Origin of the sequence: Desulfovibrio inopinatus DSM 10711, from assembly GCF_000429305.1 — a bacterium.
Taxonomy (GTDB): Bacteria; Desulfobacterota; Desulfovibrionia; order Desulfovibrionales; family Desulfovibrionaceae; genus Alteridesulfovibrio; species Alteridesulfovibrio inopinatus.
Map to the genome: position 1 here is coordinate 161,436 of NZ_AUBP01000006.1, position 12,682 is coordinate 174,117.

The 12,682-nt window shown below is 50.1% G+C and carries 8 protein-coding genes; 7 read left to right on the forward strand and 1 reads right to left on the reverse strand.

Translation table 11 applies throughout. The features are described 5' to 3' along the window. Positions 1-45: 45 nt before the first annotated feature. The 7 genes from G451_RS0107040 to G451_RS0107085 all read left to right on the forward strand — a co-directional run bounded on the left by G451_RS0107040 (position 46) and on the right by G451_RS0107085 (position 11,560). Positions 46-1,041 carry a radical SAM protein gene (locus tag G451_RS0107040; protein WP_027183688.1) on the forward strand — a complete coding sequence of 332 codons (996 nt, stop codon included), beginning with the start codon at positions 46-48 and terminating at the stop codon, positions 1,039-1,041. Between the two features lie 861 nt (positions 1,042-1,902). Continuing rightward, the gene (locus tag G451_RS0107055; RefSeq protein WP_027183690.1) at positions 1,903-3,063 is read left to right on the forward strand and encodes an MFS transporter; all 1,161 of its coding nucleotides are present in this window, start codon (positions 1,903-1,905) and stop codon (positions 3,061-3,063) included. A 189-nt stretch (positions 3,064-3,252) separates the two neighbouring features. Next, positions 3,253-4,260 carry an AraC family transcriptional regulator gene (locus G451_RS32420; RefSeq protein ID WP_051261254.1) on the forward strand — a complete coding sequence of 336 codons (1,008 nt, stop codon included), beginning with the start codon at positions 3,253-3,255 and terminating at the stop codon, positions 4,258-4,260. Positions 4,261-4,447: 187 nt separating this feature from the next. Then, a complete protein-coding gene (locus G451_RS0107065; RefSeq protein WP_027183691.1) occupies positions 4,448-5,242 on the forward strand; it encodes a hypothetical protein in 795 nt (264 codons plus the stop codon). A 187-nt stretch (positions 5,243-5,429) separates the two neighbouring features. After that, positions 5,430-6,680, forward strand: coding sequence for a hypothetical protein (locus tag G451_RS0107075; RefSeq protein WP_027183692.1), 1,251 nt, complete (start codon positions 5,430-5,432; stop codon positions 6,678-6,680). Between the two features lie 35 nt (positions 6,681-6,715). Beyond that, the gene (locus tag G451_RS0107080; protein WP_027183693.1) at positions 6,716-9,211 is read left to right on the forward strand and encodes an arylsulfatase; all 2,496 of its coding nucleotides are present in this window, start codon (positions 6,716-6,718) and stop codon (positions 9,209-9,211) included. Between the two features lie 156 nt (positions 9,212-9,367). After that, a complete protein-coding gene (locus tag G451_RS0107085; protein ID WP_027183694.1) occupies positions 9,368-11,560 on the forward strand; it encodes a tetratricopeptide repeat protein in 2,193 nt (730 codons plus the stop codon). Between the two features lie 139 nt (positions 11,561-11,699). Here G451_RS0107085 and G451_RS0107090 read toward each other — a convergent pair whose 3' ends face one another. Further along, positions 11,700-12,626 (reverse strand): ABC transporter substrate-binding protein, encoded by a 927-nt coding sequence (locus tag G451_RS0107090; RefSeq protein WP_027183695.1) that lies wholly within the window; start codon positions 12,624-12,626, stop codon positions 11,700-11,702. Between the last annotated feature and the right edge of the window lie 56 nt (positions 12,627-12,682).

Genomic DNA, 12,682 nt, shown 5'->3' on the forward strand with positions numbered 1-12,682 from the left:
AAAAAGCAACTTACGTGCTGAACCAGCTCTAAAACGGAGGAAACAATGAAAGACAAAGCATTTCACGAATATTTCAACATCGACAAAATTAGGGATCTTGCAAAACACAACCAAATCGCAACATACGAAAATCGACCTGAAGATTTAAAATTCCACCAAGTTTCTATAGAGCTAGAAAGGAAATGTAACCTTGCCTGCCAAGGGTGCTTTGCACACATGGACAGAGATAATACGTACCAAAAACTTGATTTTGACGAGATTATTCAAACGATTGATTTCGCTAAAAACAGGGGGGCAACTCTACTCGTTCTTGCTGGTGCAGGAGAGCCTACTCTCGACAACAATTTCAAAGAAATTGTCCAATATACATACAATAAATCAATGTCGACTATTCTGTTCACCAACGGAACGACATTAGACGAAAGTCTTGCACATTTTATTTTTGACCATGATGTAAGTGTCGTCGTTAAAAAATACGCTGTTGACGACAAAAAGCATGACTTTCTTATTGGAAAAGAAGGCCTAAGTATTAAGATGCAACAAGGATTTGACACATTACTCAATGTAAAACAAGAAAGAAAACAGATTGGAGAAAAAGTTTCAGGTGTAGCAATCGATTGTTACATATCAAAAAACAACATAGACGATGTAAAAGAAGTTCTAAGATTTTCAAGAATTAACAAAGTAGACCCTCATATTGATGCATTTATAACATCAAATAACGACGACTTATCATCATTATCTCTAAATCAGAATGAGCTGAATGACCTACTTGAAGAACTCAAAGAAATCGACTCTTTGGAATATGGTATAGATACGACATTGCATCCTGGATCAAGAGTATACGGAGTGCATCCGTGTATGAAGAACAAAGTCAACTTTTCAGTCCTCACCAATGGCGATGTCCGTGATTGCGTATGTGGCGACCATTTACTCGGGAATATACGAGAGAATAGCCTCGATGAAATATTCAACACAGTAAACGCTGAACTCCACAACACGACATGTTGTTGTTCACTAAATTACCAGCCCAATATATAGAGTTATGCTCCAAAGTGATGTTTGAAGAGCGGACGAACCCTGTCGGGGGAGAATCCGCTATGAAAACCGACAAACAGGAAGTACGCCTCCCATGAACCAAGGTAATATTCTGAAACTTGAGTGTCTCCCTCACCACCCGACAAGTCTGACAAATAATCATGGAGTACTTGAGAAAGAAGTTCTAACTCATACAGGTGGGGAGGGGGACAATGAGAATATCGAAAGGAAACGTCTCTCATGTCGCCAAAGCCACTGAAATCGACATGTCGGCTCGTGAAACAGACTTGCGAAAAACGCGAATTGAGGAATTGGCACATTGAGCTACAAGTACGTTAATTACACGCTCTGTGAATATTATGTTGGCAGTAGATCGTTTTTAGGGAATGGCAGCACTTATCGAGTGGTGCCAGGAGGGCGGTTGAGGATATCGCATTCGTTTAAATGACAACAACATTCTTCACTATGAAGGCGGCCTGATCACGACGGAAGCAGCGCGAGATGGAAGAACAAACCTTCAGAATGCACGCTTCAACGAAAAAAATAATGTCACAACACATATTGGTATTTTGCACGAAGAAGGACACAAAGATCTATTGAGCGTCTCACTTTAGCCATGATATCCGGGTTCCACTGGGCGGTTTCAGCAAGTATACAATCTTCTGCTGCGCTTCGCATTCCCCCAAACGAAACCCGAAGTTTGATGTCTCGTTTCAAGTACGGATTATTTTTCCTTCTCAATGCTACCTTACCCTTTAATTCGATTCTTTTCTTATGGGCATATTTTGAATTTGGTGGATGATGAACTTCATGTCTTTGATCCATTGACTCCACAGAACCCTCAGATACTTTTCAAGATTTGTTATGAATAAAACACTACTATTTCTATTGTTTATCGGGCATGTTGCAATTGATGTCTCTCAAGGAGCTTTTCCGGTCATAGCGGCAAAACAGAAAGAGCTCTTTCAATTGAGCTATTTTCAGGTTGGCCTCATGATGACGGCTCTCAATATCACCTCTTCTGTCATTCAACCGGCTTTCGGGCATATAGCCGATCGATTTCGAACGCAGTGGTTCATTCCCGGAGGAATCTTATGGACAATGGTGGCCATGGGACTCCTTGGATGGGCTCCGAATTATATTTCGGCAATACTCTTGGTTGGATTCGCAGGACTCGGGTCTGCCGCGTTTCACCCCACCGCCATGATGGCTGCATTTCTGGCAAGTGGCGCAAAACGAGGATTCGGAGCTGCCCTGTTTTCCACAGCAGGCAGCCTGGGATACGCGTTAGGCCCCATGCTGGGGAGCTTTCTCGTCCTGGGGTTCGGGCTCCATGCCACATCAGGCCTTATCCCGATTGGTGTTGTGCTGTTTATCGCCCTGGTCTTTTACCAGTATCATGCTGCACGAAACGATCGGCCGAAAAAGAGTCATCCATCTCATACCCCACAGCAATCAACAGCAGCTATTCCGTGGTTCTCGGTCAGTTGCGTATGTTGTATCGTGATATTACGATCATGGGTCTATGTGAGCGTCATTACCTACTTACCCCTCCTGCTCCAAACACAAAATATTCAACTCGAAATCGGAAGTATTATATTAACGATATTTCTAACCAGCGGCGTCGTCGCCAGCCTCTATGGCGGATACCTCTCTGATAGAATAGGACGTCCGAAAGTCATCATCTGTTCTTTGCTTCTCTTTACAGTCTTTTCATCCCTGATGCTGATGTCTAAGGGGCCATGGCTTTGGATTTTAGCCGGTGCATCTGGAGGTGCTCTTTTTGCATCTTTATCCGTTACCATTGTCCTAACCCAAGAATTGCTCCCCAATAACCTTGGACTGGCGTCCGGCCTGGTTCTGGGATTGAGCTTCGGAATTGGCGCATCAGGAACGGCCATTACCGGATTTCTTGCCGATCATTTCGGATTGTCCACCACGTTCTGGATACTCGCGTTTGCACCAATCCTTGCCGCAGGCCTAGTGGCCTTCGTCAAAGTACCAGCAAAGCACCGCGCAAAATAGAACAGAATTTTATTTTTACTCCTTATGTACTGTCATCAAATTACTTAAAACGATGACAAATAATTTCTACGATCATGAGAATAATTTCCCCATTAATTTGAATCACACCTGTACAAACAATATTCACCATGATACTTACAATAAAGCTAAATTTTAAAATAAATTATCAAATTACAACGTTGGAAAGCAATGAACACGGCAGAAAACTTTCTCAATCTTGATCGTATTTATATACCACTTTCCAGGCATGCATACTTTAATACAAACAGCCCTGACGACGTCAATGCTGCTCTCTATAATAATTTTCACAATGGGCATATTGATGTTTTCAACAAGAATAAGTTCAAAATGGTTTATAATTTCATAAATATTGGAAACATATCGCTTAATGCTGCCGCATCATCATCTGGATTTCATATCCATGCCGATAGCGATATAAACAGTTTTGTTCTGATCATTGTATCACATGGAGAACTGCAAGTACGAGCAAAAAACACATCGTTATATAGTGTCCCCAACGAGCGAGCCTGTCTCCTCGACTTCGAACAGCCTTGCGTTATTGCAGTCAATACTTTTTACAACAATATGACCGTGCGCTTTAACCGCCTCGCCACCGAACATATGCTGGAAAAACTCACCGGCAAGCCATTGCGCACACGACTCCGTTTCACCAATCAAATTGATTTGTCACAACCCGGCCCCAAACGGCTTTTAACTCTCATCAACCAGATAACAACGTTCTTTGAGCAAGATGAAGAACTCATCCAGGAGCATTTGCTCGTTGCTCAATACGAACAGCTCCTTTTCACCGCCTTCTTGACCTGCCTGGAACATAATGCACACAGTTCTCTCTACGCGGCGCAGCCATCAGCCCCACCCAAAGTGGTCGGTCTGGTCGAAAACTTCATTGAAGCCAACGCCGACAAACCGCTCAATCTTGGCGACCTGGCCGACCTCACAGGAATGAGTGCCCGTTCTATCCAGTTAGCTTTCAAAAAGCATCGTGGCTACTCTCCCTCACAATTTCTCCGACAATGTCGCTTGACTCGGGCTCGGGATATGTTGCGCAACGCCACACCAGGTACAACGGTACTCTCCGTGTCCCTCGCCTGCGGCTTCGGCTCACAAAGTTTTTTTTGTCGCCTTTACCGAGAACGTTTTGGAGAAAAACCATCTGAAACCGCCGCCAAATCCTAACTCCCTCAACGAATTTTTCCCATCTCATCCCCCTCGAATGAGCACCGTTTCGTTTTCCTATCAAGTTTTGCGCTATCGCGTCAGACAGTAACGCCCTGAGCTGCTATGTACAGCAAATGGCAAGATCCGTTCGTCGACGTAGCATCACGAAAATGGTTCCTTGCCAGGTACTATTTTGGAGCAAGCCATGCACTACAAGACCATATCTATTGTCTGTGTTGTTCTCATATGTATTTTGATCAACCCAGTTTTTTCTCTGGCGCAAACGCCTGACTCGGAGACACAAGATACATTCCACTGGTCCGTGGTCCCGTATGCGTGGCTGACCGGCTTAAACGGAACTATTGGGGCACGAGGCTACAATACCTCCATCTCTGCTCCTTTTGTCGATCTCGCCAATTACTTGAAATTTGGTGCCATGATACATCTCGAAGGCAACTATGCGGACCGCATAGGGGTGTTTACCGACTTCAATTACTCCCTCCTCGGTGACGAAGCATCAGGCAAACGCATCTCGCTGGACGGTAAAACAAGTCTCCTTCTCACCGATATTGCTGCCTTTTACAGGCTCGGGTCGTTTCCTTTGAGCCAAGCGAACAAGGCTTCCGTATCCTTCGATGTACTTGCCGGGGTGCGTATTTGGAGCCTGTCCCTCCTCCTCGACGGAGATCGGGCCAGAGGCGGACGTGATATTTTCGAAAATCGTAGCTGGGTCGATCCTCTCATCGGGGCCAGAGCCGAATTTCACTTCGCGAAGGATTGGCTCCTGAACATGCGTGGTGGAGTGGGCGGGTTCTCCATCAGTTCAGCACTCACCTGGGATGCCATGGCCACCATTGGCTACACCTTTTGGGAACACGGCACATTGCTCCTCGGCTACCGAGCCGTCGGAGTCAACCATACCGAAGGGAGTGGACAAAGCGCTTTCACGTTCGATGTCACTTTAAGCGGTCCGATACTGGGGTTGGCTTTCACATTCTAACCACTGAATTGTTCACCGCGATTCGCATCGAACGAGCGGTTCGCACCATTTGGAGTCGTCTTGAGCACGAAACCCTCATGACTCCATGGACAATACAGACCAATCAGTAATTCCCAAATACTTTTGAGGGGGGCCGTCCTTAGAATCAGTGACTTCATAGGACATTCCTCCCGATCGGAGACCCAATATGAAGAATTGCTTGCTGTTCCTCTGTATGCTGACTCTCTCGCTGCTTGTTGTCGGGCGGAGTTCTGTTACCCTCGCCGCAGAACCCTTCGAAAAACCATCGGCTCCTCCCGCGGCATCGATCCTGCCACAACAGATGTTGTCTGGCCCGGACTTCACCGTGGAACCGTCCGTGTCTACCGATGGCTACTTGTACATTTACACCCTCCATACGCGATTTGGCGATTTGCGTGTGGCATCCACAGCATTACTCGCTAAACGCATCGCTGAAACTGCTGCCCTTGCTAAAATGGAGCAGGTGAATGCTCTTGCGGAATTTGGAGGTGGCATTGTCGATAAGGGTAAATCCACCCTGCAAGGCGCGGCAAACCTCATCACAAACCCTGTGGGGACGATAACCGGTGCGGTCACGGGAGTCGGCCAAATGTTCGCAAACCTCAGCCAAGACATCGCCTCCGGCAATATCGGCCATGGTGACGGTGCGGCAAAGATCCTCGGCGTCTCCACCTTGGAACGGCAATACGCTGCCCAATTCGGTGTCGATCCGTATACGACCAACCCACTGGTGAAAAAACGCTTACAGGCGTTGGCCTCAGCCGGTGCGGCCGGCAACATCACGGCCTCGGCGTTGACCTCGCTTATTCCAGGCGGAGCCGGCATCACTGTATCCGCCGTCGGGGCTTCGGCCACGCTCAACAATGTGGACCTCACCGCATCCCCCGAGGTCCTCGCCCGACATAACCTCACCACACTGGCGGAAATGGGTGTACCTTCGGAAACATCCGCTTTTTTTGTGGGTGACCAGACCTTCACTCCCACCCAACAATGTCACATCGTCAGCTCGCTCGCTTCCATGCCCTCAGTAGGGAAAAAGACGGAGCTGATAAAATTCCTGGCCGATACAAATGATCCGGATGTTGCCCGTTTCCGTGAGCGCATGACCGCCATGTATGCTGGCTACAATGCCAATGTGGCACCGATCAAAGAATTCATCTCCATCGGCCGACACATCGCCGCTTTGAATGCATCCGGCAGGCTGATTCTGGTTTTTCCGTCGGACTGCTTCTTCTGGACCGAGACCAATGCAGTTATCGCCCGAGCGTTTCGCGACTTCGCTCGCGACGTTCCGGCAACCGGTATTGAAATATGGGTCGGCGGCAAGACCAGTCATCGTTTTGCTCAAGAAATACGCGCCATGGGCTGGGAGCTTCACGACCAGAGTGCACGCCGTTTGCTCGGCGAGCCGTATTAGCGCCGCGTCATACACACCAAATCGAGGAGGCAGTAATGAAACGCTTTTTCATCATGATTGTGGCGGCCTTTAGCTTAGCCGCCCTTGGGGTCTCCCCTGTGAGAGCCCAGAAGAGTGAACATCCGGGCTCGCCGAACGCCACCATCTCCATACAAGGCGAAGAGCTCCCAGCCCCACCCCAGAAATTCGGCGGCGTTATCAAAGATACCGCACCGCAATCCAAGCCCTACTGGCCGGCACGCATCGTGCCACCCAAGGGAGCGCCCAACGTCCTGCTGATTATGACTGACGACTCTGGTTACGGCGTGCCAAGTACTTTTGGCGGTGTCATTCCAACTCCTGCTTTGGATCGTATCGCCCAAAACGGACTACGCTACACCAACTTCAACTCAACCGCCTTATGCTCACCCACTCGAGCCGCGCTTATCACCGGGCGCAATCATCACTCCGTCGGCTTCGGCGTCATTGCCGAACAGGCCACCGGCTATCCTGGCTATGATAGTTTCATCACGAAAGATAACGCCACCATCGGCCGGATTTTAAAAGACCACGGCTACCGTACGTCCTGGTTCGGCAAAGACCACAACACCCCGGCTTTCCAGGCCAGCCAAAACGGTCCTTTCGACCAGTGGCCCATCGGCATGGGATTTGAGTACTTCTATGGATTCGTCGGCGGCGACGCCAACCAATGGGAACCCAATCTCTTTCGCAATACCACGCAGATATACCCATTCGAGGGCAAAGAGGGCTGGAACCTGACCACAGCTATGGCCGAGGACGCCATAGACTATATAAACCGCATCAACGCTCTTGATCCGGAGCAGCCCTTCTTTGTCTACTATGTTCCCGGTGGGACTCATGCACCGCACCATCCAACCCCGGAATGGATCGAAAAAATCAGTAAGATGCACCTGTTCGACAAGGGCTGGAACACATTACGCAAACAAATTTTTGAAAATCAGAAAAAACTCGGCGTCATTCCGGCCGACGCCAAGCTCACACCGTGGCCCGATGACTTGCTCAAGAAGTGGGATACGCTCACCGACGATGAAAAGAAGATGTTCATCCGTCAGGCTGATGTTTTCGCCGCGTATGTAGCCTACACCGACCACGAAATCGGTCGGGTCATTCAAGCAGTGGAGGACCTGGGCAAACTCGACAATACGCTCATCATTTATATCAATGGTGACAACGGAACGAGTTCAGAAGGTACGCTCGTCGGAACTCCCAACGAAGTGGCCATGTTCAATGGCGTGACCGTACCCGTTGAGGATCAACTCAAGCTATTTTACGATGCTTGGGGCTCGGAAGAAACCTATCCCCACATGGCTGTCCCCTGGGCGTGGGCTTTCGACACGCCATTCCCTTGGACCAAGCAGATTGCCTCGCACATCGGCGGCGTGCGTCAAGGCATGACTATTTCCTGGCCCAAAACCATCAAGGATAAGGGTGGTATCCGTAACCAATTTCACCACGTCATCGACATCGTGCCCACAATTCTCGAAGCGACAGGCATCGAGAGTCCCCAAACCGTGGACGGCATCCCGCAAAGTCCCATTGAAGGCGTGAGCATGACCTATACCTTCGATGCCAAGAACGCCAACGCTCCTTCGGCGCACAAGACCCAATATTTCGAGATGTTCGGCGATCGGGCTATCTATCATGACGGATGGTTGGCCAGCACCAAGGTCATGCGGCCGCCATGGGATATCGCCGCTCCGGCAAAAGATCCCATGAGCTTCCCTTGGGAACTCTACGACCTCTCGAAAGACTGGACCCAATTCAAGGACGTGGCCGCGGAACATCCGGAAAAAGTCAAGCAGATGCAGGCGCTCTTCATGGAGGAAGCCCACAAGTATCAGGTTCTTCCCCTCGACACGTCGATTACACCCCGTCTCATCGCACCACGTCCAAGCCTGACCGCTGGTCGTAATGTCTTCACCTGGACCCGGCCGCTTACCGGAACGCCAAACGGTGATGCTCCATCATTGTTAAACGCCTCCTACACCTTCAAAGCTGAAGTCGAAATTCCCAACGACGGCGGCGAAGGTATGCTTATCACTCAAGGAGGTCGTTTCGGCGGCTACGGCTTCTATGTGCTCAAAGGGAAGCCCGTGTTTCTGTGGAACCTCGTCGACCTCAAACGCGTGCGTTGGGAAGGGCCGCAGCTTGCCCCCGGTAAGCACGTGCTGGAATTCGATTTCAAATACGATGGAATGGGCGCAGGAACGTTGGCCTTCAACAACTTCTCAGGCGTTGGCCGTGGAGGTACGGGCGTTCTCAAGGTCGATGGGAAGGCTGTGGATACGCAAACGATGGAACACTCTCTGCCATTTATCCTGCAATGGGATGAATCGCTCGATATTGGTTCGGATACACTGACCGGCGTCAATGACGCAGATTATCAGGGACTGTTTCCCTTTACCGGAAAGATTGAAAAAATCACGCTCAGTATCGACCGTCCCAAACTCTCCCCTGAAGAGGAGAAAAAATTGGCGAACGCTCAGCATGCGAAAAGCAGCAGTGATTAAGGACAAAATGCCGAGGGGGAGCCGCTTCCCCCTCGGCCCTCTTTTCAACACATCTCCATGAAAATACGTTGTTCACCTCTTCCTGGAAGGAACCTTAGCTTCTCCTGATTCGATGAATGGGCCACGTTGCTCGCAGAAGACGAGGATACTGTTTCAATGACCAACACCATAAAGCTGCAAATACTTCTGGTTTGCCTTGCAACGTTCGTTTCCCTCGGGACAGGACGTCCATCTCTGGCTGAACCGACTCTTCAGTCCTCTCATCGTCTTGGATACACGAGTTCTGCGGGCTGCCGTCGTTGTCATGAAAAATTCTATCAACTGTGGTCCACGTCTTTTCATGGACAGTCCATGCAGCCGTACAATGACACCCTCGGTGCATCGGTCCTCACTCCACAATCGGAAGCAATCCGTATCCGCGATGCAGCCTATCGAATGCACATCGGAAACGGAGAAGGATTTTTAGAAGAGATCACCGAAGGCACAACCACAACCTACCGCATATCGCAGGTTATCGGCGGAAAAAACGTTTTTTACTTCTTGACGCCCCTGGAAGGGGGACGCTTGCAAACCATGCCCCTTGCTTATGATGTCCGTAAAAAGGAATGGTTCGATATGGCGGGGAGTTCCGTACGCCATTTTATGGGGAGCGAAAGTCAGCCCATCAACTGGAAAGAGTGGCCATACACCTTCAACACGGGATGCTACGGATGCCATGTCAGCCAGCTCTCTACCAACTACAACCCCGAAACCGGAACCTATAGTACCACGTGGACCGAACCCGGTATCAACTGCGAAACCTGCCATGGTCCGGGGGAAGAGCATGTAAAGATCTGCGATGCCGCTCCCAAGGATCAGCCGCCGAAAGATATGAAGCTCATCCGTGGCGGACGTTCTTTCACTCATGCCCAACAAAACGACACCTGTGCCGTGTGTCACGCGAAAACCGTCCCTCTGACGACCTCGTTTACACCCGGAGACCGTTATTTCGATCACTATGACCTCATCGGTTATGAAAGCTCGGACTTCTATCCTGACGGCCGTGATCTCGGAGAAAACTACACACTCACCTCTTGGTCGCGGAGTCCCTGCGTGTTATCCGGTCAGCTCGACTGCATGCATTGCCACACCTCCAGTGGCCGCTACCGATTTGCTGATCCGGCCAAGGCGAACGCAGCCTGCAGTCCCTGCCATGCCGAGCGGGTAGCCGATGCGTCTAGCCATACCCATCACCCTGAGGGGAGCCCTGGGAATCGCTGTATTTCCTGCCATATGCCGATGACCGATTTTGCTCGCATGCGGCGTAGCGACCATTCCATGTTGCCACCGACCCCAGTCACAACAATAGCCTTCGGTTCACCAAACGCGTGCAACATCTGCCACACGGACAAGACCGCGGCCTGGGCAGACAAACAGGTACGTCAGTGGCACAGTAACGGTTACCAAGCTCCGGTTCTCAAACAAGCGCAATGGGTAGATGCCGCAAGGCGTAATGATTGGAGCGACCTTCCAGCCATGCTAACGAGTCTGGAAGACAGTAGAGCGGATGACATATATACCGCTTCGATGATTCGACTTTTGCGGAACTGTCCTGATTCGAGCAAATGGGAATCCATTCTCGTAGCGGCCCAATCTCCTTCGCCGCTGGTGCGGGCGGCAACGGCGGAAGCCCTGTCGGACCTGCCGTCAAAAGAAGCCTTCGCGGTGCTTATTTCGCTCGTAGAAGACGATTACCGTCTTGTTCGGATACAGGCGGCGTCCTCTCTCTCTGGTATCCCTCGTCAAGTTATCGACACGCAACACCTTGCGGCACTGGACCGAGCAACGAAGGAATACGTGGGCTTCCTCAAGACACGACCCGATTTATGGACGTCACAGTACAATTTGGGCAATTATGCTCTCGGACAGGGCGATTCCGAAAAGGCCATTGCCTGTTTTGAAAAGGCACGGCAACTCGACCCGGCCGCAGTGCCTCCATTGGTCAACCTAGCTATTGCCGCAAGTCAAAAAGGAGATACCAGCACGGCCGAAACTGCTCTTCGAGACGCACTCCGCTTGGCACCAGATGATGCCTTGGCACATTTCAACCTGGCTCTGCTTCTGGCGGAACAAAGTGACGCGTCAAATTCGGAAAAACATTTGCGTGCCGCACTGAAAACGGATCCGACCATGGCCGAGGCGAACTACAACCTCGCTATCTTAACTTCCCGGCACAATCTTCAAGAAGCTCTTATCTTGAGTGCCAAGGCGTTGGAATTGAGACCGGGAGACCCTCGTTACGCCTCCCTTCACGCTCATTTTTTATATCAAGCGCAAAATGCCACACAGGAGAAGAAACAAACTCCGTAAGGAGATTCTAATTCTTAGCTCTTTAGGGAAGGGCGGGACATAGTGAGAAAAAGAGGGAGCAGACATCTTTTTAATGCTCAAAAACAGCGCCCGACCGTTGCCGGCCGGGCGCTGTGTCATAATGCAGAATTCGCAGGCTTTAGCGGGGTGAACTCCAACCTTTGTAATCTTTGATGTTATCGCGCGTCACGAGGGTGGAAGGCATAAGGATCATGTCGCTTTCCAGCTTTTTGCCTTCAAGCAATTCCACACCGACATCAACACCCTTCTGGGCCATCGACCAAGGATCCTGGCTGGCCGAAGCGACGATCAGCGTGTTGCCCTTCAGGGCAGCTTCGATGTCAGGAGCGCCGTCAACCGAGGTGATGATCATTTCGTCACGCTTGAGCTGTTTGCATGCTAAGTCAGCACCGATAGCCTGCGGGTCGTTGATGGCGAACACGGCATCGATTTTGGGGAAACGGGTCAAATGGCCCTGCATGACATTGAGTCCGCCATCACGGGAACCCTTGGCGTCCTGGTCGTCAGACAGAATCTTGATGTCGGGGTACTTGGACAGGACATTTTTGCATCCGTCAACACGGTCGGTTACAGCAGAGACTTGAGGACCGTTCTGGATAATGACCTCGCCCTTTTCACCGATCTTATCGATGATATACTGGCAGGCAATTTCACCGGCTTGTACGTTGTTCGTCTGAACAGTGGCATCGGCACCCTTTGCTTTCACGTCGACAGCGATAACGGGAATACCCTCTTTCTGGGCACGTTTAATTGCCGGCTCAATCGCATTGGGATCAACGGCGTTGATCAGAATCATATCCACGCCAGCGGCAATGAAGTTATCAATCTGCGTGAACTGCTTGTTGAGATCGTAATCAGCCGAGAGCGCAATGACTTCAACATCGGGATTATACTCTTTGGCTTTGGCTGTGGCGCCTTTTACCATGGTAACAAAGAACGGATTTCCCAACGATCCCAGAGTGATACCCATTTTTTTGAAATCACGGGCATACGCGGTGCTCAAGGTCAGCAACGAAATGAGGCAGGCCAAAACGAGCTTTTTCATGACAGTTCCTTTGGTTTGAAAGTGAACCCACTCCGACGTTGCCACACAAAAACAAC